This window comes from Micromonospora antibiotica (assembly GCF_017599305.1).
GTDB classification, from domain to species: Bacteria; Actinomycetota; Actinomycetes; order Mycobacteriales; family Micromonosporaceae; genus Micromonospora; species Micromonospora antibiotica.
In genome coordinates this window covers 114,722-136,846 of the sequence record NZ_JAGFWR010000002.1, presented here as the reverse complement: position 1 = coordinate 136,846, position 22,125 = coordinate 114,722, and the positions used below count along the sequence as shown (strand labels likewise).

The following is a 22,125-nucleotide window of genomic DNA, read 5'->3' as shown; positions in this document are numbered from 1 at the left end:
GACATGTCGAGCCCCGCCGAGCGGTACGCCGAGGCACGCCGCCGGGCTGCCCAGGCCGCCCAGTTCCCGGCCCTGGAAGAGTTCGCCCTCGACCTGGGGTTCGATCTCGACGATTTCCAGCGCGAGGCGTGCCAGTCGTTGGAGCGGGGCAGCGGGGTGCTGGTCTGCGCCCCGACCGGGGCGGGCAAGACGGTGGTGGGTGAGTTCGCCGTCCACCTGGCGTTGCGGGGCACGCCTGCGGCGGTGTCGGCGGCGGCCGACGAGCCGGCGACGCCACCGGTGCGGCGCAAGTGTTTCTACACCACGCCGATCAAGGCGCTGTCCAACCAGAAATACCACGACCTGGTGCAGCGTTACGGGGCCGCACAGGTCGGCCTGCTCACCGGCGACAACGCGATCAACGGGGACGCCCCGGTGGTGGTGATGACCACCGAGGTGCTGCGCAACATGCTCTATGCCGGGTCGACCACCCTGGCCGGCCTGGCCTACGTGGTGATGGACGAGGTGCACTACCTCGCCGACCGGTTCCGGGGCGGGGTCTGGGAAGAGGTGATCATCCACCTGCCCTCCTCGGTGACCCTGGTGTCGCTGTCGGCGACGGTCTCCAACGCCGAGGAGTTCGCCGACTGGCTGGTCACCGTGCGCGGTGAGACGGCGGTGGTGGTCAGCGAGCACCGGCCGGTGCCGCTGTGGCAGCACATGCTCGTCGGCAAGCGGATGTTCGACCTGTTCCACGACGCCGACGCGGCCCGCAAGCACGACGTGCATCCCGAGCTGCTGCGCTACACCCGGGAGCAGACCCGGCGGCTGGAGCTGGGGGAGGGGCGCAGCGCCGGCCCCGGCGGCGGGCGGCGTGGCCCGCGCTGGCGGGGCCCGATGCGCCCCGACATCGTCGACCGGCTGGACCGGGAGGGGCTGCTCCCGGCGATCCTGTTCATCTTCAGCCGGGCCGGCTGCGCCGCCGCCGTGCAGCAGTGCCTGGCGGCCGGCCTGCGGTTGACCTCGGCGGAGGAACGCGCCGAGATCCGCCGGGTGGTGGAGTCGCGGGTCACCGCGATCCCCGGTGAGGATCTCAGCGTCCTGGGCTACTGGGAGTGGCTCGACGGGTTGGAGCGTGGTCTGGCCGCCCACCACGCCGGGATGCTGCCGGTGTTCAAGGAGGTCGTCGAGGAGCTGTTCGTCCGGGGCCTGGTCAAGGCGGTCTTCGCCACCGAGACCCTGGCGTTGGGCATCAACATGCCGGCCCGGTGCGTGGTGCTGGAGCGGCTGGTCAAGTTCAACGGCGAGGCCCACGTCGATCTGACCCCGGGGGAATACACCCAGCTCACCGGGCGGGCCGGTCGACGGGGCATCGACGTCGAGGGGCACGCGGTGGTGGTCTGGTCGCCGGAGACCGACCCCCGGCACGTGGCGGGCCTGGCCTCCACCCGCACCTATCCGCTGCGGTCGAGCTTCCGGCCGTCGTACAACATGGCGGTGAACCTGGTCGGCAGCGTCGGAGTCGAGCCGGCCCGCGCGTTGCTGGAGTCGTCGTTCGCGCAGTTCCAGGCGGACCGCTCGGTGGTCGGGCTGGCCCGCCAGGTGCAGCGCAACACCGAGACCATCGAGGCGTACGGCGCGGAGGCGGTCTGCCACCAGGGTGACTTCGACGAGTATTTCGCGTTGCGGGTGGCCATCGCCGACCGGGAGCGGGCCATCGCCCGGCAGGGGCAGACCCAGCGTAAGGCCGCCGCGGTGGCGGCGTTGGAGCGGTTGCGGGTCGGTGACGTGATCCGGGTGCCGTCCGGGCGGCGGGCCGGGCTCGCGGTCGTCCTCGACCCGGCGACCGGGGGGTTCGGGGAGCCCCGGCCGCTGGTGCTCACCCAGGACCGTTGGGCGGGGCGGATCAGTCCCGGCGACTTCACCACCCCGGCCGAGGTGCTCGCCCGCATCCGGGTGCCCAAGCACTTCAACCACCGCTCGCCGGCCGCCCGGCGGGATCTCGCGGCGGAGGTGAGCAGCACCGGGCTGGACCGGCACGGCGGTCGGCGGGGCGGGCGTTCCCGGCAGGCCGCCGGTGAGGACCACCGGCTCAGCCAGCTCCGCACCGAGCTGCGTCGGCACCCCTGCCACGCCTGCCCGGAACGGGAGGACCACGCCCGTTGGGCGGAGCGGCGACGCCGGTTGGAGAACGACACGGAGGAGCTGCGGCAGCGGGTGTCGGGGCGGACTGGCTCGTTGGCCCGGACCTTCGACCGGATCGTCGCGTTGTTGACCGCCCGGGGCTACCTGTCCGCCGACGGGCGGGTGACCGACGCCGGGCGGATGCTCGGCCGGATCTGGACCGAGGCGGACCTGCTGGTCGCCGAGTGCCTGCGGCGGGGCGTCTGGGACGGGCTGTCCCCTGCGGAGTTGGCCGCCGCCGTGTCGGTGGTGGTCTTCGAGGCCCGCCGGGACGTCGACGAGCGGGCGTCGTTGCCGCGCGGGCCGGTCGCCGACGCGGTCGACGAGACGCTCAAGTTGTGGAGCGAGATCGAGGCCGACGAGGCGCAGCGGGGGTTGACCGTGACCCGGGAACCGGATTTCGGGTTCGCCTGGCCGATCTACCGCTGGGCGCGGGGGGAGACCCTGGCCAAGGTGCTCGCCAGCGGGCACCAGATCGACGGTGAGATGCCTGCCGGGGACTTCGTCCGGTGGGCCCGGCAGGTCGCCGACTTGCTCGGTCAGCTATCCGACTCCGGTGGGGCGTCGATCGAGCTGCGGGCCACCGCGCGGCAGGCGATCGCGGCCGTGAACCGGGGCGTACTCGCCCATTACACCTCCGCCTGATCATCACTTTCGGTCACCGACGGGCGGTGAATCGACGCATCGCACGGTCACCGTGACGGCACCCGCCAGGAAACCGGGGGGCCGATGTTGCGCCTGCTCGGAGCCTCCCCGATCATTGCTCGGGCGCGGTCTCCTACGCGCCGGTAATGAGTGGGGGGAAGGCCGCCGTGGCGGAGATCAATCACTTTGAGTACGGGTGGATCACACCCGCGTTGAGTTACGCACTGTCCGTGCTCGGTTCGTTCCTCGGTCTGGTCTGCGCCGGGCGGATCCGTACCGCCTCCAGCTCCGGGCAGCGCTTCTGGTGGGGTCTGCTGGCGGCCTGGGCGATCGGCGGCACGGCGATCTGGGCGATGCACTTCATGGCCATGCTCGGCTTCGCGGTCACCGGCACCCGGATCCGCTACGACGTTCCGCTCACCGTCGCCAGTACGGTGATCGCCGTCACCGCCGTCGGGATCGGCCTGGCCATCGTCGGCACCGGTCGGCTGGGTGCCGCGAAGGTCCTCGGCGGTGGCCTGTTCACCGGCATCGGTGTCGCCGCCATGCACTACACGGGGATGGCGGCGATGCGGCTCAACGGCGACCTGAGCTACGACGCCACCCGGGTCGGGCTGTCGGTGGCCATCGCCGTCGTCGCGGCCACCGTGGCGCTGTGGCTGGCGATGACCGTCCGCCGGGGGCTGGCGATCGCCGGGTCGGCCCTGGTCATGGGGGTCGCCGTCAACGGTATGCACTTCACCGGGATGAGTGCCCTGTCGGTGCACCTGCACGAGCGGCGCGGCGAGCTGACCGGCGCGGGGGTGAGCACGCTGCTGGTGCCGATCGTCCTCGCGGTGATCCTCGTGGTGGTCGGGCTGGTCTACGCGTTGCTCGCCGCCCCCACCGACGACGACCGGGCCGCCGCCGCCTACCTGCACGCCCGGCAGGCCAACGCGCCGGTGGTCGAACCGGAGACCGCCCCGGACCCGGTGGGACTGCGCAGCCGGTCGGCCACCCTGGGTCGGCCGGGCACCCCGTTCCCGTCCCGCCGCGACGTCCCACCCCCGCGCTGACCGGGCCCGCACCGGCAATGTTCCCCGCCGCGCGTACCGGGCGTGCGGCGCGCGTACCGGACCCGGCCCGGCCGGGACGTCCCCCGGCCGGGCCGGCACAGCCCGCGCCGGCCGGGTCAGGGCTGCGCGGCGAGGGCGTCGACCAGCCGTCGGCAGGAGCCGGCCAGGTTCCACCGTTGGGCCAGCTCCAACAGCCGGTCGGGGTCGGCGGGCGCGGTGGGTAGCGTGGTGACCAGCGTCGGCAGCGGCACGTCGGTGGCGACCCGGACCACCTTCGGGGCCACCGCCAGATAGTCGCGGGCGCCGTCGAGCTTGGCCCGCAGCCCCGGGGCGAAGCCGGAGCCCGGGTCGTCGAGTGCGGCGAGGATGCCGGGCAGGCCGCCGTAGCGGTCGATCAGCCGGGCGGCGGTCTTCTCGCCGACCCCGGGCACCCCGGGCAGCCCGTCGCTCGGGTCGCCGCGCAGCGCGGCGAAGTCGGCGTACCGGTCGGCGGGGACACCGTAGCGGGCCCGGACCGCGGCGTCGTCGCAGTCGTCGAGCTTGGCCACCCCGCGACCGACGTAGAGCAACCGGACCCGGCGGGCGTCGTCGATGAGCTGGAACAGGTCCCGGTCGCCGGAGACCACCTCCACCGGGCCGGGTTGGGTGACCGACAGGGTGCCCAGCACGTCGTCGGCCTCGTAGCCGGTGGCCCCGGTGGCGGTGATGCCGATCGCGGCCAGCACGTCGAGGATCACCGGCACCTGCGGGGAGAGGGTGTCCGGCACCTCCTCACCTCCCTCGGGGGCGACCCGGTGCGCCTTGTACGACGGCAGCAGCTCCACCCGCCAGGCGGGCCGCCAGTCGTGGTCGAGCGCGCAGACCATCCGGTCGGGCCGGCGGGTGCGGACCAGGTGGGCGAGCATGTCGAGGAACCCGCGCACGGCGTTGACCGGCTGGCCGTCGTCGGTCCGCGCCGCCGACTCGGGCACCCCGAAGTAGGCCCGGAAGTAGAGGCTGGGGGCGTCGATCAGCAGGATCGGGGGTTGGTCTGCCACGCCCGACAGCCTGGCACACCCCACCGACGGGATGGGGGACGGCACGACGGTCGACCCGGGCCGCAGCTCGGGCCGGCCGGTGACGCGGTGTTCTCCCGCACCCGTCGGGTCACCAGCGCACCGGCACGGTGGCCACGATGAGGGTGTCCCGGCCGTACCGGACCCGGAGCCGGTCGAGTAACCGGTGGTGGGCGGGAAACCGGCGTGACACCCACCGGCCGGCGGGGCGAGACTGCGGGTATGGAGTTCGTGCCCGGTCTGGTGCTGTGCCGCCGCTTCCACGACGAGGTCCTCGCGCCGCTGCTGGCGAGCCGACTGCCGGGCCTGCGGTACTCGGCGGGGTTGCTCGACGGCGGTTCGGAGCTGCTGGGTCTGGACACCGAGCGCTCCACCGACCACGACTGGGGCCCCCGGGCGCAGATCTTTCTGGCCGAGCCGGCCGACCTGGCGTCGGTGCGGGCGGCGTTGGTCGACCTGCCGACCCGGTTCCTGGGCCGACCGACCCGGTTCCTCAGCTGGCCGACCGCGCGGCTGGGGGTGCCCGATGCCGCCGGGGACCGTAGCGGGGTCGAGGTGGCGGGCTGGCGGGACTGGCTGCGGGGCCGGCTCGGTTTCGACCCCACCGTCGCGGTCACCACCGACGACTGGCTCGCCACCCCGACCCAGCGGCTGGCCGAACTGACCGCGGGTGCGGTCTTCCACGACGGGCTCGGCGGCGCGGTCGGCGCGGTCCGCGCCCGCCTGGCCTGGTATCCGGACGACGTGTGGCGGCACGTGCTGGCCGCCGGGTGGACCCGGGTGGGGCAGGCCGAGCATCTCGTCGGCCGGTGTGCCGAGGTGGGCGACGCGTTGGGCAGCCGCCTGGTGGCTGCCCGGGTGGCCCACGACCTGATGCGTCTCGGTCTGCTGCTGCACCGGCGCTGGCCGCCGTACGACAAGTGGCTCGGCACCGCGTTCGCCGCGCTGCCGGATGCCGGGCCGGTGGTGGCGGCGCTGGCGGACACCCTCTCTCCGGGCGACTGGCCGCACCGGCAGGCGGGCCTGGTGCGGGCGTTGGAGACGGTCGGGGAGTGGACCAACGCGACCGGGCTGGCCGCGCCGGTCGTCACCACGGCCCGGCCCTTCCACGGGCGGCCCTTCCTGGTGCTCGACGCGCCCCGCCTCGCCGCCGCGCTGCGGGCCGCGGTCGCAGACCCGGCACTGCGGGACCGGCCGCTGGTCGGGGCCGTGGACCAGTACGTCGACAGCGTGGACGTGCTGACCCACCCCGATCGTGCGCGCCGGGTCTGCGCCGTCGTCGCCGGCTGACGGCACCGCCGGGGGGACGTGGCGTCGCCGGGCGGCGGTCTGCGTCGGGGTGGGTCGCGGCCACCGACGGTCGGCCCCGCCGCGTGCGGCGACGCCGACCGTCGTCGTCCAGCCGGGTCAGCCCCGGATCCGGCTGCGGATGAACTCCCCCGACTCGGTCAGCACGGCGGTGCCGGTGAAATCGGTACCGGCGCAGGTGCCCCGCCGGAACACCGAGTTGCTCTCCGGCCCGTCGGAGAAGCTCCACATCGCATAGCTGATCTTCAGGCTCTTGAGCAGGTCCAGCCAGGTGGTGGCGCTGTCGAGGTCGTTGGGGCCGTCGCCGGTGAAGGTCTGGGTGCCGAACTCGCTGACGAACAGCGGCAGGCTCCGGGCGGCCCGGGCCACCGTGGCCCGTTGCAGGTCCCGGTGGGACGCGGCGTAGAAGTGGAACGTGTACATGATGTTGGTGGCGTCGACCGGGTCGTCGATCACCTCGGTCTCGTCGGCGCCCTCGGAGACGCCGAGGGAGGAGAAGCCCCGGGTGCCGACCAGCACCACGCTGTCCGGGTCGGCGGCCCGGATCACCGGGATGACCTGCTCGGCGTAGCTCTTGATGTCGGCCCAGCCGACCCCGTTGGGTTCGTTGGCGATCTCCCAGAGCACGTTGGTCCGCTCGGCGTGCCGGGCGGCGACGTCGGCGAAGAACGACTGTGCCCGCTCCAGGTTGAACCGGGGGTCACCGGGGGTCAGGATGTGGAAGTCGACCACCACGTAGAGGCCGAGCGCGCTGGCGGTCGCCACGGCCTCGTCGACCCTGCGGGTGAAGCCGGCCGGGTCGGTCTCGAAGCCGCCCTCCTGGACGTACATGGCCACCCGGACGAAGTCGGCCTGCCAGTCCGTGCGCAGCGCGGCCAGCGAGTCCGGGTTGAGGCAGTTCGGGAAGAACTGGAGACCGTGGCTGCTCATCCCGCGCAGTTGGACCGGTTCGCCGGCCTCGTCGCACAGGTTCACCCCGCACACCCGTAGCCGGCCGTGCACGGCCACCGGGGACCCGGCGGGCGCGGTGGCCGGGCCCGCGGTGGGCCCGTCGGTGGCGGTGGCCGGGGGACCGGTGGTGCCGGTGGTCGGGTCGGTGGCGACGGGGCCGGCCGTGGCCGGTGGCGCGGGCTCGGTGTCGGCACTCGCGGTGGGGACGGCCAGGGCCGCCCAGCCGGTGACCAGGGCGGCGAGGGCCACCCCGGTCCAGGTCAGTGCTGCGCGTCGGTGCATCGGAATCTCCGGTCGGGCTCGTCGGGACCCGGGGAAGGCATCCGGTGGTACGAGATCGACGCGGCCACGGTTCACCCCGGGACGTGGTCGCGTCCCGACCGCCGGACTGGGCCCTGGCCCAAACGACCGTTAAGCTGACGGGGTGGCGCCCGACGACGGGCAACGGCTCACCACCCTGGAGTTCATCGCGCTATGACTGTCGACCGGATCCTGCCCACCGACGAGGCCCACGACCTGCTCGACCTCGCCACCGAACTCGCCGACCGGGAGCTCGCGCCGAGGGCCGCCGGCTTCGAGGAGCGCGCCGAGTTCCCCCGGGACGTGCTGCGCACCCTGGGCCGGGCGGGCCTGCTGGGCCTGCCCTACGCCGAGGAGCACGGCGGCGCCGCCCAGCCGTACGAGGTGTACCTCCAGGTGCTGGAGATCCTGGCCGGGCGCTGGCTCGCGGTCGCCGAGGCGGTCAGCGTGCACACCCTGTCCTGCTACCCGCTGGCCGAGTTCGGCACCGACGCCCAACGCAAACTGCTGCCGGACCTGGTGGGCGGGGAACTGCTCGGGGCGTACTGCCTCTCCGAGCCGCAGGGGGGCTCGGACGCGGCGTCGCTGACCACCAGGGCGGTCCGCGACGGCGACGACTACCTGGTCACCGGGGTCAAGGCGTGGATCACGCACGCCCGGGTGGCGGACTTCTACAACGTCTTCTGCCGCACCGGCGAGCCGGGCCCGAAGGGCATCTCCTGCCTGTTGGCCGACCGGGACACGCCGGGCATCGTGCCGCAGGCGGCCGAGCGGACCATGGGGCTGCGCTCCTCGCCGGTGGCGCAGGTCGCCTTCGATGACGCCCGGGTGCCGGCCGACCGGCTGATCGGCGGCGAGGGGGCGGGGTTCACCATCGCGATGTCCGCGCTGGACTCGGGGCGGCTCGGCATCGCCGCCTGCGCGGTGGGCCTGGCCCAGGCGGCGCTGGACTACGCCGTCGGTTACGCCCGGGAACGGCAGCAGTTCGGCCGGTCGATCATCGACTTCCAGGGTCTGGGCTTCCTGCTGGCCGACGCGGCCACCCAGATCTCCGCCGCCCGGGCGCTCACCCTGGCCGCCGCCCGGCTGCGCGACGCCGGCCGGCCGTACTCGATCGAGGCGGCCAAGGCGAAGCTGTTCGCCACCGACGTGGCGATGCGGGTGACCACCGACGCGGTGCAGGTGCTCGGCGGGGCCGGTTACGTGTCCGACCATCCGGTCGAGCGGTACATGCGCGAGGCGAAGGTGCTCCAGATCGTCGAGGGCACCAACCAGATCCAACGGCTGGTGATCTCCCGGGCGTTGGCGAGGGACTAGCCTGTGCCGGTGACCTTTCCCCGGATCACCATCGACCCCGAGGTGATGGGTGGCGCACCCTGCGTGCGGCAGTCCCGGATCCCGGTGGCGACCCTGCTGGCGATGATGGCGGAGGGGATGTCGGTGACGGACATCCTCACCGATCTGCCCTTCCTCGACGAGGACGATCTGGCCGAGGTGTTGAACTTCGCCGCGGACGCGGTGCGCGACCGGGCGGCCCGCTGAGCGTCACCTCCGGCGGGACGTCGTCGCCAGGGGAGCGCTCCACCGGGTAGGTTGCACGCGTGGAGGAGATCGACCGTGCCATCGTCGCCGCGCTGACCGCCGACGGCCGTCTGTCGTACACGGATCTGGCGGAGCGGGTCGGCCTGTCGGTCTCGGCCGTGCACCAGCGGGTCCGCCGGCTGGAACAGCGCGGTGTGATCAACGGGTACACCGCCCGGGTGTCGTTCGAGGCGCTGGACCTGCCGATGACGGCGTTCGTGGCGATCCGGCCGTTCGACCCGTCCCAACCGGACGACGCGCCGGAGCGGCTGGCCCACCTGCCCGAGATCGACTCCTGCTACTCGGTGGCGGGGGAGGATTTCTACCTGCTGCTGGTGCGGGTGGCCGGGCCGGCCGACCTGGAACGGGTGCTCCAGGAGATCCGTACCGCGGCGAACGTCACCACCCGCACGACGGTGGTGCTGTCGACGCCGTACGAGGGGCGACCGCCGAAGATCACCGTCGGCGAGTTGCGGCCCCGGGCCCGGGGTGGCGCGGAGGCGTCGGCCTGACACCCCCGGTGGTGCCCCGTCGGCGGGTGGCGTGACGCGGGGCCCGCTCAGCGGCCGTTCCAGCGCAGGAGCACCGGTCGGCCGTGTTCGTGGCCGAGCACGCTGACGGTGGCGGTGTCCAGGCGGAGTTTGCCGCCGCCGGACGGGGGCAGCCCGATCCACCGGGCGCCGACCACCCGCAGCTGGTGGGCGTGCCCGACCAGGCCCACGTTGCCCCGCTCCAGCAGGGGAGTGAGCCGGGCGAGCAGCCGGTCGACCCGGGCGCCGATCTCGTCGGGGGCCTCCCCGTCGGGGCAGCCGTCGGTCCAGATGTCCCAGTCCGGCCGGTCGGTGTGGATGTCGGCGGTGGTGCGGCCCTCGTACCGGCCGTAGTTCCACTCCACGAGGTCGTCGTCGGTGTGGTCGACGGTGAGGCCGGCGAGCTGCGCGGTGCGCAGCGCCCGCCGCCGGGGGCTGGCGAGCACGGTGGCGAGGCGCTGGCCGGTCAGCACCCCGGCCAGCGCGCGGGCCTGCCGCTCGCCGTCGGGGGTCAGCTCCAGGTCGGTGTACGAGGTGTGCCGCCGGCTGGCGCTCCACGTCGTCTCGCCGTGCCGGATCAGGATGATCTCGCTCATCCCCCCAGTCAACCAGCATCCGCCGGGCCCGGCCCGGCTCCGCCCGCAGTTCCCGGCGCGGAGACACCGGTCCGTTCGCCGGTTTCCGCCACCGCCACCGGCGCCCGCACCGGGACCGCCACCGGGACCGGGACCGGGACCGGGACCGGGACCGGGACCGCAGAGCGTGCCGTCGTTCTGCGGGGTTCCCACCTGCGGCGGGAGCGGATCGTCACCCCGCCGGTCGGGTGAGTCTGGCGGCCACGGCGTCGAGGACCCAGTCCAGGCCGGTGGCGAAGGAGACCTCGGCGGCCACCTCGGTGCCGTCGTGCACGGCCCTGCTCAGCGCCGGGAAACGGCCGGTGGCCAGCATCTTCGTCACGTGCGGGCCGGAGGCACGCTGCCACTCGCGCTTGGACAGGCCGGTGGCGCGTTCGGCCCGCAGGTCGGCGACCTCGCGCCTGATCGCGCCGGTGAAGTAGGCGCTGACCGTCTCCACGGCGCGCATGACGGTGTCGACGTCGGCGAGGCCGTCGAGGGCGGCCAGCGTGGCTTCGGTGACGGCGAGGCCGTTCGGGCCCAGGGCCGGGCGGCCGCCGAGCAGGTCGGCCAGCCATTCGTGCCGCAGCGCGGCCTGTCTGGTGCGGTGGGCGAGGCCGCGCAACGCCTCCCGCCAGTCACCGGGTCGCTCCCCGGGGAGGATCTCGGCGTACACCTCGTCCACCATGAGGTCGAACAGTTGGTCCTTGGTGGAGATGTAGCCGTACAGCCGCATCGGGCCGGCGTTCAGTCGGGCGGCGACCTTACGCACCGAGACCGCCGCCAGCCCGCCCTCGTCGGCCAGCGCGATGGCGGCGGCGATGATCTGCCCCCGGTCGAGCGGTACGGGGGGGTTCGGCGGGGCGGGCCGGTCCCAGACACTCATGGTCACTCCCTGTCGTTGCGCTGAATTGTAGGGGAGCTATACGGTGTATCGCCATGAGACATCGTATAGCTGTGGTCGGGGGCGGCCCGGCGGGTCTGACCTTCGCCCGGGTCCTGCACCGCCACGGCCACCGGGTCGCCGTCCTCGAACGTGATCCCTCGCCCGACTCCCGCCCCCCGGGCGGCACGCTGGACCTGCACGAGGGGCTGGGGCAGCGGGCCCTGGACAAGGCGGGGTTGCTGGCGGAGTTCGAGGCGCTGTCCCGTCCCGAAGGACAGGCCATGCGCATCCTGGACGCCGCGGGGACCGTGCTGCGGGACTGGAAACCCGCCCCGGACGAGCGGGCCAATCCGGAGATCGACCGCGGGCAACTCCGCGATCTGCTGCTCGGCTCGCTGGACGTGCGGTGGGGGCGGGAGGTGACGCGGGTGGTGCCGGGGGCGGGGGAGGGCGTCCTGGTGCATTTCGCCGACGGGCCGCCGGAGGCGTTCGATCTCGTGGTGGGCGCCGACGGCGCCTGGTCCCGGGTCCGTCCGGCGGTCTCGTCGGTGACGCCGCAGTACACCGGTGTCACCTCGGTCGAGACCTCCCTCGACGACGTCGACACCCGCCACCCTGACCTCGCCCGGCTCATCGGTGCGGGTTCGGTGTCCGTGTACGGCGTGAACCGGTCTCTCGTCGCCCAACGCAACAGCGGCGGTCACGTCAAGGTGTACGCCAGGCTCCGCGCGCCGCTGGACTGGCACGCGCACCTGGACCTGGCCGATGTCGAGGCCACCCGGTCGGGTCTGCTGGCGCTGTTCGACGGCTGGGCCGCTCCCGTGCGCGACCTGCTCGGCCACGGCACCGCCTTCGCCCACCGACCCGTCTACGTCCTACCCGCGTCCCACACCTGGGACCATGTCCGGGGGGTGACGCTACTGGGCGACGCCGCCCACCTGATGCCACCGTTGGGGGCGGGCGCGAACCTCGCGATGCTGGACGGTGCCGAGCTCGCGGAGGCCATCGCCGCCGACCCGGAGAATCTGGACGAGGCGGTCCGCGCCTTCGAGGAACGGATGTGGGCCCGGGCCGCCACCTGGTCGAGGATCACGACGGCCGGTCTGGAACGCCTGGTGAGCCCGGACCCCGCCGAAGCCCTCGCCCTCTTCGACCAGGTCCAGCCCTCCTGATCACCGGCGGCAGGCCACCGCTCGCCGCCCATTGTCCTAGGATGGCTTACCGGTGGTGTGCCACGGCACACCACGAACAGCAGCGCCTACGGCGCGAATTCGTTTCGAGCCGGACGGAGCGGGGACGCCACGGGTGCGGGGCATCGGCCCCGTGACCGCCGCAGCGACAGGAGGCGACATGAGCTTCACCGACAAGGCGAAGAACAAGGCCCAGGAGCTGACCGGCGCCGCGAAGGAACGGATCGGCGACGTCACCGACAACGAGCGGATGCGCGCCGAGGGTGCCACCGAGCAGAGCGAGGCGCGCGCCCGGCAGGCCGGTGAGCACGTCAAGGACGCCGGTCGCGACGTCCGGGACGCCATGCGCTGAGCGGATCACCCGTGCGGACAGCCCCCTGAGCATGCTCAGGGGGCTGTCCGGGTTAGCGTGCGGGCATGTTGGTCGCCCGGTCGTTGGTGTTGTTCGTCCTGGCCGCGTTCGCCGAGATCGGTGGGGCGTGGCTGATCTGGCAGGGCTGGCGGGAGCACCGGGGGCTGTGGTGGATCGCCGCCGGGGTGCTCGCGTTGGGCGTGTACGGCTTCGTGGCGACCTTCCAGCCGGATGCGAACTTCGGCCGGATCCTGGCCGCGTACGGCGGGGTGTTCGTGGCGGGATCGCTGGCGTGGGGGGTGCTGGTGGACGGTTTCCGGCCGGACCGGTGGGACCTGACGGGCGCGGCGATCTGCCTGCTCGGCGTCGCCGTGATCATGTACGCCCCGCGCGGGGCGTGACGCGCGCCGCCCCCGGGACCGGTCGGGTCGTCGGGGGCGGCGGGGTGGGTGTGTCGTGGGGTCAGTCGTCGCGGTGTGCGGCCCACCACTGCTGGCCGGCCTCGGGGAGGGTGTCGATCGGGTCGTAGTAGGCGTAGCGCTTGTTGAGCGCCTCCAGGTCGGCCGACTCGATGGAGGTGCGGTAGTTCTTGGTCCAGTAGGAGATGCCGCGTTCCCGGTCGTACTCGGTGAGCATGTGCACCCAGCGCTTGCCGACGAAGGGCACGTCGCAGACGATCCGGGGGGTGGCGTAGCCGGGCAGGTAGCCCATGATGTCGTGTTGGAGCTGCTGGGCGTGCCAGACGGGGACCCGCCAGTGTTCGGCGTTGGGGATCATGTCGCACATGTAGAAGTAGTACGGCAGGATGCCGGCCTCACCCTGCAGGGCGAAGCACAGGTCGAGCAGGTCGGGGGTGGTGGCGTTGACGCCGCGCATGAGTACGCCCTGGTTGCGCACGTCGCGGACGCCGACGTCGAGGGCGGTCTGGGTGGCCTTCGCGACCAGCGGGGTGATCGACTGGGCGTGGTTGACGTGGGTGTGGATGGCCAGGTTGACGCCGCGGCGGGCGGCGGTGCGGGCGACCCGTTCCAGGCCTTCGACGACGTCGTTCTGGAGCCAGTGCTGGGGCAGGCCCATGAGGGCCTTGGTGGCGAGCCGGATGTCGCGGACGGTTTCGAGTTCGAGAAGCCGCATGAGGTACGACTCAAGGTTGCGCCACGGGACGTTGGCCACGTCGCCGCCGGAGACGACCACGTCGCGGACGCCGGGGTGGGCCTTGAGGTAGCTGATGTGGGCGTCGTAGCGGTCGACGGGCTTGAGGGTGAGCTTGAGTTTGTCGACGGCGGGGGTGGAGTTGCCGACGAGGTCCATCCGGGTGCAGTGTCCGCAGTACTGGGGGCAGGTGGAGAGCAGTTCGGCGAGGACCTTGGTGGGGTAGCGGTGGGTGAGGCCCTCGGCGACCCACATGTCGTGTTCGTGCAGTGAGTCACGGCTGGCGTAGGGGTGTGACGGCCAGTCGGTGCGCCGGTCGGCGGCGACGGGGATCATGTAGCGGCGGATCGGGTCGGCGCGGAACGCCTCGGTGGTCATCGGGGCGAACGGCACCATCGTGTTGATCATCTGGGGTGGCACCAGCATCGACATGGTGGCCAGGGCCTGCTGGTCGGCGGCGAGGTCGGTGTAGAAGGTCTCGTCGACGGTGTCGCCGAGGACGGCGCGCAGCTGCTTGATGTTCTTGACGCAGTTGACGCGTTGCCACTGGGCGTTCTCCCACTGCTCGCGGGTGACGTGACGCCAGCCGGGGAAGCGGGTCCAGTCGGGCTCGACCAGGGGGCTGCGGCGGTATTCGTAGGGCTGGCCGGCGGTCGGTACGGCGACCGGGGCGGGGCGGGGCCCAGGGATGGTCGCCATCGGTTGGGTCTGGGTCACGGCCCCTCCTCGTGGTGTGCGTGGCCGGGGTGGCCGGCGGGTGCGAGCCGGGTGGCCGGCGGTTGATGATCGGTAGATCCGAAGGCTACTGGAAAATATCCGGCGAAGAAATTAGTCTGCCGTAAGTTTTCCCGCGATGCGAGTCCTGGTCGGGGCTTCGGGCGGTGGAGGGGGGAGGTTGGTGTGACGTCACCGGTGGGCCTGCACCGTGTCGTGGAGCCGGCGGGGGTGCTGCCGCAGGCGGCCTGGCGGCTGGATGCCGACCCTCGGATCGCCCCGAACGAGGTGCGCATCCGGGTCGAGCGGTTGAATCTCGACGCGGCGAGTTTCCGGCAGTTGGCGCAGAAGCACGACGGGGACGGGGAGAAGATCCGCGCCGAGGTGCTGGAGATCGTGTCGACCCGGGGCAAGATGCAGAATCCGGTGACCGGGTCGGGCGGGATGCTGATCGGCACCGTGGAGGAGGTCGGCCGTCGGTCGCCGTTGGGGTTGGCGGTGGGTGACCGGGTGGCGACGCTGGTGTCGTTGACGTTGACGCCGTTGACGATCCTCGACGGGTTGGCCCGCTGGGACGGGCGCAGCGAGCAGGTGCCGTGTGACGGGTACGCGATCCTGTTCGCCCGGTCGATCGCGGCGGTGCTGCCGGGGGACCTGCATCCGGAGTTGGCGTTGGCGGTGCTGGACGTGTGCGGGGCGCCGGCGTTGACGGCCCGGGTGGTCGCCGAGCAGGTGGCGCGGCGGGAGCGCGCCGGTGACGGGTCGGCGGTGACGGTGGCGGTGATCGGTGGGGGCGGTAAGAGCGGGTCGTTGTCGTTGGCGGCGGCGCGGCGGGCGGGTGCGGGTCGTACCGTCGGGGTGGTGCCGGTGGCGGCGGAGCGGGACGCGCTGGTGGCGGCTGGTCTGGCGTCGGTGGTGGCGTTGGCCGATGCCCGGGATCCGGTGGGGTTGTCGTCGGCGGTGACCACGGCGTTGGGTGGGCCGGCGGACGTGACGGTGGTGTGCGTGGACGTGCCGGGGTGTGAGCACGGTGCGGTGTTGGCCACGGCGGACGGCGGCACGGTGATCTTCTTCTCGATGGCGACGAGTTTCGCGGCGGCGGCGTTGGGTGCGGAGGGGTTGGCGGCGGACGTGACGATGCTGGTGGGTAACGGGTTCGTGCCGGGGCATGCGGATCTGGCGTTGGGGTTGTTGCGGTCGGAGCCGGGGGTACGTGGTCTCTTCGAGTCCCGGTTGGCGGCAGACTGAGTGCCATGACGAACCCCTCGACGTTGTATCGCGGTGGAGTGCTGCACTGTCCGGCGGAGCCGAGCGCGACGGCGCTGTTGGTGCGGGACGGGCGGATCGCCTGGTTGGGTGGGGCGGCGGATGCGCCGGCCGCCGATCGGGTGGTGGAGCTGGACGGGGCGTTGGTGACGCCGGCGTTCGTGGACGCGCACGTGCACGCGACGGATACCGGGCTGGTGTTGTCGGGTCTGGAGCTGTCGTCGGTGCGGTCGGCGGGGGAGTTGCTGGCGGCGGTGTCGGCGTTCGCGGCGGGTCTGCCGGGTGACGCGGTGGTGTTGGGACACGGTTGGGACGAGTCGGCGTGGGGGGATCCGCGGCTGCCGGATGCGGTGGAGCTGGATCGGGCGGCGGGTGGCCGGCGGGTGTACCTGTCGCAGGCGTCGATCCATTCGGCGTTGGTGTCGCAGGCGTTGCTGGCGGCGTGTCCGCAGGCGGCGGTGGTGCCGGGTTTCGATGCGTCGGGGTGGTTGCGGCGCGACGCGCACCATGTGGTGCGGGCGGCGGCGCAGGGTTCGGTGGGTCGGGTGCAGCGGGTGGCGGCGCAGCGGGTGGCGTTGGCGCATGCGGCGTCGTTGGGGATCGCGGCGGTGCACGAGTGTGGTGGTCCGCAGATTTCCGACGAGGAGGACTTCACCGGGTTGTTGGCGTTGTCGGGGGCGGGGTTGCCGGAGGTGTACGGGTACTGGGGTGAGTTGTCGGGGGCGGCGCGGGCGCGGGAGTTGGGTGCGGTGGGTGCGGGTGGTGATCTGTTCGCGGACGGGGCGTTGGGGTCGCGGACGGCGCACGTGTCGCGGGATTACCTCGACGGTGAGGGTTGCGGTCACGGTTATCTGAGTGCCGGTCAGGTTCGTGATCATTTGGTGGATTGTGCGGCGCACGGGATGCAGGGCGGGTTCCATGCGATCGGTGATGCGGCGATCGCGACGGTGTTGGAGGGGTTCGCGGGGGCGGCGGCGGTGTTGGGCACGGACCGGGTGCGGGCGGCGCGGCACCGGGTGGAGCATGCGGAGATCATGAGCAAGCGGTTGATCGCGGGGTTCGTGGAGTACGGGGTGGTGGCGAGTATGCAGCCGGCGTTCGACCGGTTGTGGGGTGGTGCGGGTCGGATGTACGAGTCGCGGTTGGGTCTGGCCCGGTCGTTGGAGTCGAATCCGATGGGGGCGATGCATGCGGTGGGGGTGGCGTTGGCGTTCGGGTCGGATTCGCCGGTGACGCCGTTGGATCCGTGGGGTTCGGTGCGGGCGGCGGCGGCGCATCACAGTGTGTCGCAGCGGATGAGTGTGCGGGCGGCGTTCGCGGCGCACACCCGGGGCGGGTGGCGGGCGGTGCATCTGGACAACGAGGGGGTGATCGCGTTGGGTGCGCCGGCGACGTTCGCGGTGTGGTCGAGTCCGGCGGGGGTGGAGCGGGGGTTGCCGGTGGTGCAGGCCGGGGATCCTGAGTTGCGGGGTCCGGCGGATCCGACGCCGTTGCCGGTGTGTCGGCGCACGGTGTTGCGTGGTGAGGTCATCTATGAGGAAGGCGTTTCGTGAGCGAGCGATCCATCGGTACGGCGCGGCAGGGCGGGTCGGGCAAGCTTGGTCTTGATCCGGTGTTGGTGGGTCGGGCGCGGGAGTTGGCGCGTCGGGCCGGGCAGCCGGTGGTGGATCTGGCGCGGAGTCACACGACGGTGTCGGTGGAGCGGGCGGTGTTGCGGCTGGCGGGGGTGTCGGGGGCGGATCCGGACGGCATTCCGTGGGTGAACCGGTTGGTGGATGCGGTGGTGGCGGATGTGGGGCTGGGGCACGGGGTGGCGTTGCCGGTGTTCGACGCGTTGGCGCGGGAGGGTGTCGACGATGTGACGGTGTTGGCGCAGGAGGCTGCGGCGGGGTCGGTGCGGTTCGTGGTGCCGTCGGGGCGGGCGGCGACGGCGGCGCGGCGGGTGTCGCGGCGGGCGGTGGCGGCGGGGGTGCGGCGGGTTGATCGGCGGCGGGTGGAGCGGGAGCGTCTGGTCAGGCGGTACGGGGATCCGGTGCGGCGGCCGTGGATCTATCTGATCGTGGCGACCGGGGACATCTATGAGGACATTCCGCAGGCGCAGGCGGCGGCGCGGGCGGGTGCTGATGTGATCGCGGTGATCCGGTCGACGGGGCAGTCGTTGTTGGACTATGTGCCGGAGGGGGCGACCCGGGAGGGTTTCGCGGGGACGTATGCGACGCAGGAGAACTTCCGGTTGATGCGGGCGGCGTTGGATGAGACGTCGAAGGAGTTGGGTCGGTATGTGCGGTTGACGAATTATGCGTCTGGTTTGTGTATGCCGGAGATGGCGACGTTGGCGGGTCTGGAACGGCTGGACATGATGCTCAACGATTCGATGTACGGGATTTTGTTCCGGGACATCAATCCGATCCGGACGTTCGTGGACCAGCGGTTTTCGCGGCAGGTGCACGCGCGGGCGGGGATCATCATCAACACCGGTGAGGACAACTATCTGACCACGGCGGATGCGGTGGACGAGGCGCACACGGTGACGGTGTCGCAGTTGCTCAACGAGTTCTTCGCGCATGAGGCGGGGTTGGCCGACTGGCAGTTGGGGTTGGGGCACGCGTTCGAGATCAATCCGGATGTGCCGGAGTCGTTCCGGTTGGAGTTGGCGCATGCGTTGTTGGCGCGGGAGTTGTTTCCGGATGCGCCGTTGAAGTGGATGCCGCCGACGAAGCACATGACGGGTGACGTGTTCCGGGGGAACCTGTTGGACGGGTTCTTCAATCTGGTGGGCACGATGACGGGGCAGGGGATCCTGTTGGTGGGGATGATGACGGAGGCGGTGGTGACGCCGTGGTTGTCGGATCGGGACATCGCGTTGCAGAACGTGCGGTACGTGTTGGGTGCGGCGGGTGGGTTGCACGAGGATTTCGTGCCGGCGCCGGGTGGGTTCATCCAGCAGCGGGCGAACCGGGTGTTGGGTGAGGCGGTGCAGTTGTTGGAGCGGATCGGGGACCAGTCGTTGTTGACGGCGATCGCCGAGGGCACGTTCGGCATCATGAAGCGCCCGGCGGACCGGGGTAAGGGGTTGGCGGGGGTGGCGCGGCACGAGGCCGGCTACTACAACCCGGCGACGGAGATCCTGGAGCAGCCGGCATGAGTGAGCGCACCGAACGCAGTGAGGGCCGCGAAGGCGTGCCCGGCGGGAATGGCATGAGTGAGCGCACCGAACGCAGTGAGGGCCGCGAAGGCATGCCCGACCGGAATGGCATGAGTGAGCGCACCGAACGCGGTGCGGGCCGCGAGAGCATGCCCGGCGGGAACGGCACTGGTGTCGTGGGGGCTGGCGCGGTCGCCGGGAAGCGGGTCGTGCGGCCGTACGGGGACACCACCGGTGACGGGATGGTGCAGGTGTCGTTCACGTTGCCGGTGCCGCACGACAAGCGGGCCGAGGGTGCGGCGGTGCAGTTGGCGAACCGGATGGGTATCGATCCGGCGATGCTGGTGCACGCGAAGCCGATGAGTGACGGGTTCACGTTCTTCGTGGTGTACGGGCGGGTGAACCATCTGGTGGATCTGGATCAGGTGCAGGTGGTGGAGCGGGACTTTCCGTTGCTGGGCGCCAAGGAGGTCAACGCGGTGGTGAAGCAGCGGTTGCGTCGGAAGTTGTCGGTGGTGGGGGCGTGTATCGGCACGGATGCGCACACGGTGGGTATCGACGCGATCCTGAATGTGAAGGGTATCGCCGGGGAGAAGGGGCTGGAGTATTACCGGGAGTTGAAGGTGACCAATCTGGGTGCGCAGGTGAGTGTGCCGGAGCTGGTGGAGGCGGCGCGGCGGGAGCGGGCGGATGCGGTGTTGGTGTCGCAGGTGGTGACGCAGCGGGATGCGCATCTGCACAACACGCGGGAGATGTCGGCGGCGTTCCGGGAGGCGTTGCCGGCGGGTAAGCGGCCGTTGCTGATCGTGGGTGGGCCGCGGTTCGACGAGACGATGACCGCGGAGTTGGGGGTGGACCGGATCTTCGGTCGGGGCACCACGCCGGGTGAGGTGGCGTCGTATCTGGTGCACGCGTTGGTGACGAGCAGGAAGGCGGGGGCATGAGCGATTCGCGGGTCGGGTTGACGGTGACGCATCGGCGGTATGTGCCGTATTCGCACGCCCATTACGCGGGGAACCTGGTGGATGGGGCGTACACGTTGGGGTTGTTCGGGGACGTGGCGACGGAGGTGTGTATCCGTACCGATGGTGACGAGGGGTTGTTCGCGTCGTACGCGGACGTGCAGTTCCTGGCGGCGGTGCGGGCGGGTGACGTGCTGGAGGTGACGGCGACGGTGGTGCGGGTGGGTACCCGCAGCCGGACGGTCGATTTCGTGGCGCGGGTGGTGTGTCGGGGTCGGCCGGAGCGGGGTGGGTCGGCGGCGGAGGTGTTGGCGGAGCCGGTCGTGGCGGTGACGGCGACGGGCACCGTGGTCGTTCCCGGGGCGGCGTGAGTCTGGCGGTCTGCGCCGACGTCGGGTCGACCTGGACGAAGGCGGCGGTGGTGGACCTGGCCGTGGGGCGGTTGGTGGGGGCGGCGTCGGCGCCGACGACGGTCGGTACGGACGTGCTGCACGGGTTGGACGCGGCGGTGGGTGCGGCGGTCGACGGGGCCGGCGTGGGGCGTGCGGGTGCTCTGCCGTGGTACGTGTGTTCGTCGGCGGGTGGTGGGTTGCGGTTGGCGGTGGTGGGTTACGAGCCGTTGGTGACGGCGCAGGCGGGTCGGCGGGTGGGGTTGTCGGCGGGGGCGAACGTGGTGCACGTGGCGGCGGGCCGGTTGGCGGCGGCGGAGCTGGCGGCGGTGCGGGCGGCGCGGCCGGATGTGGTGTTGCTGGTCGGTGGCACCGACGGTGGGGACGTCGACACGGTGACGCACAACGCGACGCGGTTGGCGCGGGCCCGGTGGCGGGTGCCGGTGGTGTTGGCCGGCAACGTGGACGTGCGGGAGGGGTTGCGGGAGGTGTTGGCGGCGGCGGGGGTGCCGGTGACGGTGGCGGACAACGTGTTGCCCCGGATCGGGGTGTTGGCGCCGGTGTCGGCGCGGGCGGCGATCCGGGAGGTGTTCCTGCGGCACGTCATCGGGGGTAAGCGGTTGTCGCGGGGGTCCCGGTTCGCCCGGTTGGTGCGGGCGGCGACCCCGGATGCGGTGTTGACCGGGGTGGAGGTCCTCGCCGACGTGGTGGGGGGTGATCTGGCGGTGGTGGACGTGGGTGGGGCGACGACCGACGTGTATTCGGTGTTGACGCCGGACGAGCGGGCCGGTGGGCCGGGTCGGGAGGTGGCTGGGGCGTTGTGGCGGGCCCGCACCGTGGAGGGTGACCTGGGGATGCGGTGGAGCGCGCCGGGGGTGGTCCGGGCGGCGGTGCAGGAACGGTTGCTCGATGCGGTCGGGCAGGAGGAGTTGGCGGCGGCGGCGGCGGTGCGGGCGGCTGATCCGGGGTTCCTGCCGGTTGACGCGGCGGGTCGGGCGGTGGACGGGCGGATCGCGGTGTTGGCGGCGACGGTGGCGTTGCGGCGGCATGCCCGGGGTGCGGCGACGGGGGAGCGGGCGGGTCGGGATCTGCGGGATGTGCGGCTGCTGGTGGGTTCCGGTGGTGTGCTGCGTCACGCGTCGGCCGGTGCCGGGGTGGGGGTGTTGGCGCAGGTGCTCGCTGATCGTGCGGGTGGGTGGCCGTTGCCGCGGGCGGCGCGGCCGGTGGTGGATGTGGATTATGTGCTGGCCGCCGGGGGGTTGCTGGCGGGGGAGCATCCGGTGGCGGCGACGGCTTTGTTGCGTCGGCATCTCGGTGGGGATTGAGACCCGCCGACGCGACACGCCGGGTTGGTGGACGTGACTGGCCGGTGGTGGGTTGACAGCGGCGGGGGTGTAGGCCGTACCGTCTTTGAGTCCTACTACGGGAAGCGGCTGTTGTTCGCTTCGTCCCTTCGTCCGCTGGCCGAGCGACATTGTTGGTGCGTATTTGTCGCGGCGGCCAGGTCCAGCGGGCGGGGGTCGGCGGGGCGGCGCGAACCGGCCGCGGTTACCGGTGTACGGGCAGGGTGAGTGGTACGGCCAGTAGACAACGGCCGGGCGGGGGCAGCCAGTCCACCGTCGGGTCGGTCCGAAGGTCGGCGTCGCTCATTGTGTCCCACCGGCCGGGAAGGGCCTGGGAGCATCGGGGCGCGGCTGAGGCCGCGCCCCGATTTCGTGTCCGCCCGCTGCGGGGGTCGGTGTCACCGGTGTTCCCCGGGGTGGGCCGGCCGGCGTCGCGTTGTCCGGGGCGGGTCGGTGTCGGGTGGGCTCGGGCCTGCGGCTCGGTGGTTCGGGGGTGCCGGGGTGGGGCGGGTAGCCTTCGGCCC

General features: G+C 72.3%; 20 protein-coding genes. 15 read left to right on the top strand and 5 right to left on the bottom strand.

Going from position 1 to position 22,125, the window contains the following annotated elements:
- Positions 1 to 3: 3 nt before the first annotated feature.
- Positions 4 to 2,808 (top strand): DEAD/DEAH box helicase, encoded by a 2,805-nt coding sequence (locus JQN83_RS05610; protein ID WP_208565974.1) that lies wholly within the window; start codon positions 4 to 6, stop codon positions 2,806 to 2,808.
- 167 nt (positions 2,809 to 2,975) lie between these two features.
- A complete protein-coding gene (locus tag JQN83_RS05605; protein WP_208565973.1) occupies positions 2,976 to 3,863 on the top strand; it encodes an MHYT domain-containing protein in 888 nt (295 codons plus the stop codon).
- 116 nt (positions 3,864 to 3,979) lie between these two features.
- On the opposite strand, the gene JQN83_RS05600 is transcribed toward JQN83_RS05605, so the two are convergent.
- Positions 3,980 to 4,900, bottom strand: a complete 921-nt coding sequence (locus JQN83_RS05600; protein WP_208565972.1) for a 5'-3' exonuclease — start codon at positions 4,898 to 4,900, stop codon at positions 3,980 to 3,982.
- 240 nt (positions 4,901 to 5,140) lie between these two features.
- Here JQN83_RS05600 and JQN83_RS05595 point away from each other — a divergent pair, with 240 nt between their 5' ends.
- Complete coding sequence (locus tag JQN83_RS05595) at positions 5,141 to 6,208, top strand: DUF4037 domain-containing protein (RefSeq protein WP_208565971.1); 1,068 nt, start codon at positions 5,141 to 5,143, stop codon at positions 6,206 to 6,208.
- 117 nt (positions 6,209 to 6,325) lie between these two features.
- Here JQN83_RS05595 and JQN83_RS05590 read toward each other — a convergent pair whose 3' ends face one another.
- Complete coding sequence (locus tag JQN83_RS05590; protein WP_208565970.1) at positions 6,326 to 7,459, bottom strand: glycoside hydrolase family 5 protein; 1,134 nt, start codon at positions 7,457 to 7,459, stop codon at positions 6,326 to 6,328.
- Between the two features lie 192 nt (positions 7,460 to 7,651).
- Between JQN83_RS05590 and JQN83_RS05585 the strand changes: the two genes are divergently transcribed.
- Genes JQN83_RS05585 through JQN83_RS05575 form a run of 3 tightly spaced genes read left to right on the top strand, consistent with a single transcriptional unit; the run spans position 7,652 to position 9,570 of the window.
- Positions 7,652 to 8,794 carry an acyl-CoA dehydrogenase family protein gene (locus JQN83_RS05585; RefSeq protein ID WP_208565969.1) on the top strand — a complete coding sequence of 381 codons (1,143 nt, stop codon included), beginning with the start codon at positions 7,652 to 7,654 and terminating at the stop codon, positions 8,792 to 8,794.
- Positions 8,795 to 8,803: 9 nt separating this feature from the next.
- A complete protein-coding gene (locus JQN83_RS05580) occupies positions 8,804 to 9,019 on the top strand; it encodes a DUF433 domain-containing protein (protein WP_208565968.1) in 216 nt (71 codons plus the stop codon).
- A 59-nt stretch (positions 9,020 to 9,078) separates the two neighbouring features.
- Positions 9,079 to 9,570: an Lrp/AsnC family transcriptional regulator gene (locus JQN83_RS05575; RefSeq protein ID WP_208565967.1), complete on the top strand. Its 492-nt coding sequence runs from the start codon at positions 9,079 to 9,081 to the stop codon at positions 9,568 to 9,570.
- Positions 9,571 to 9,617: 47 nt separating this feature from the next.
- On the opposite strand, the gene JQN83_RS05570 is transcribed toward JQN83_RS05575, so the two are convergent.
- Together JQN83_RS05570 and JQN83_RS05565 are read right to left on the bottom strand one after the other, a co-directional pair.
- Entirely contained in the window at positions 9,618 to 10,184 is a 567-nt protein-coding gene (locus JQN83_RS05570; RefSeq protein WP_208565966.1) for a histidine phosphatase family protein, read from the bottom strand.
- Positions 10,185 to 10,395: 211 nt separating this feature from the next.
- On the bottom strand, positions 10,396 to 11,088 hold the full coding sequence (locus JQN83_RS05565; RefSeq protein WP_208565965.1) for a TetR/AcrR family transcriptional regulator: 693 nt from the start codon (positions 11,086 to 11,088) through the stop codon (positions 10,396 to 10,398).
- A gap of 53 nt (positions 11,089 to 11,141) precedes the next feature.
- On the opposite strand from JQN83_RS05565, the gene JQN83_RS05560 reads away from it, so the two are divergent.
- The 3 genes from JQN83_RS05560 (at position 11,142) to JQN83_RS05550 (ending at position 13,031) form a co-directional block, all read left to right on the top strand.
- Positions 11,142 to 12,260 (top strand): FAD-dependent oxidoreductase, encoded by a 1,119-nt coding sequence (locus JQN83_RS05560; RefSeq protein WP_208565964.1) that lies wholly within the window; start codon positions 11,142 to 11,144, stop codon positions 12,258 to 12,260.
- 178 nt (positions 12,261 to 12,438) lie between these two features.
- Positions 12,439 to 12,630 carry a CsbD family protein gene (locus tag JQN83_RS05555; protein WP_208565963.1) on the top strand — a complete coding sequence of 64 codons (192 nt, stop codon included), beginning with the start codon at positions 12,439 to 12,441 and terminating at the stop codon, positions 12,628 to 12,630.
- A 65-nt stretch (positions 12,631 to 12,695) separates the two neighbouring features.
- Complete coding sequence (locus tag JQN83_RS05550; RefSeq protein ID WP_208565962.1) at positions 12,696 to 13,031, top strand: YnfA family protein; 336 nt, start codon at positions 12,696 to 12,698, stop codon at positions 13,029 to 13,031.
- A gap of 61 nt (positions 13,032 to 13,092) precedes the next feature.
- Here JQN83_RS05550 and JQN83_RS05545 read toward each other — a convergent pair whose 3' ends face one another.
- On the bottom strand, positions 13,093 to 14,499 hold the full coding sequence (locus JQN83_RS05545) for a KamA family radical SAM protein (protein WP_372443975.1): 1,407 nt from the start codon (positions 14,497 to 14,499) through the stop codon (positions 13,093 to 13,095).
- A gap of 183 nt (positions 14,500 to 14,682) precedes the next feature.
- On the opposite strand from JQN83_RS05545, the gene kdd reads away from it, so the two are divergent.
- The 6 genes from kdd to JQN83_RS05510 all read left to right on the top strand — a co-directional run bounded on the left by kdd (position 14,683) and on the right by JQN83_RS05510 (position 21,583).
- Positions 14,683 to 15,744 (top strand): L-erythro-3,5-diaminohexanoate dehydrogenase, encoded by a 1,062-nt coding sequence (kdd, locus tag JQN83_RS05540; RefSeq protein ID WP_504739788.1) that lies wholly within the window; start codon positions 14,683 to 14,685, stop codon positions 15,742 to 15,744.
- Positions 15,745 to 15,749: 5 nt separating this feature from the next.
- Positions 15,750 to 17,315, top strand: coding sequence for an amidohydrolase (locus JQN83_RS05535; RefSeq protein WP_208565961.1), 1,566 nt, complete (start codon positions 15,750 to 15,752; stop codon positions 17,313 to 17,315).
- Positions 17,312 to 18,907, top strand: coding sequence for a lysine 5,6-aminomutase subunit alpha (kamD, locus tag JQN83_RS05530; RefSeq protein WP_307799036.1), 1,596 nt, complete (start codon positions 17,312 to 17,314; stop codon positions 18,905 to 18,907). Before JQN83_RS05535 ends, kamD begins: the two co-directional genes overlap by 4 nt.
- A gap of 149 nt (positions 18,908 to 19,056) precedes the next feature.
- On the top strand, positions 19,057 to 19,851 hold the full coding sequence (gene kamE, locus JQN83_RS05520; RefSeq protein ID WP_208566444.1) for a lysine 5,6-aminomutase subunit beta: 795 nt from the start codon (positions 19,057 to 19,059) through the stop codon (positions 19,849 to 19,851).
- Positions 19,848 to 20,240: a 3-aminobutyryl-CoA ammonia lyase gene (gene kal, locus JQN83_RS05515; RefSeq protein WP_208565960.1), complete on the top strand. Its 393-nt coding sequence runs from the start codon at positions 19,848 to 19,850 to the stop codon at positions 20,238 to 20,240. The genes kamE and kal overlap by 4 nt, the downstream gene beginning before the upstream one ends.
- The gene (locus tag JQN83_RS05510; protein WP_208565959.1) at positions 20,237 to 21,583 is read left to right on the top strand and encodes a glutamate mutase L; all 1,347 of its coding nucleotides are present in this window, start codon (positions 20,237 to 20,239) and stop codon (positions 21,581 to 21,583) included. The genes kal and JQN83_RS05510 overlap by 4 nt, the downstream gene beginning before the upstream one ends.
- The last annotated feature ends 542 nt before the right edge of the window (positions 21,584 to 22,125 follow it).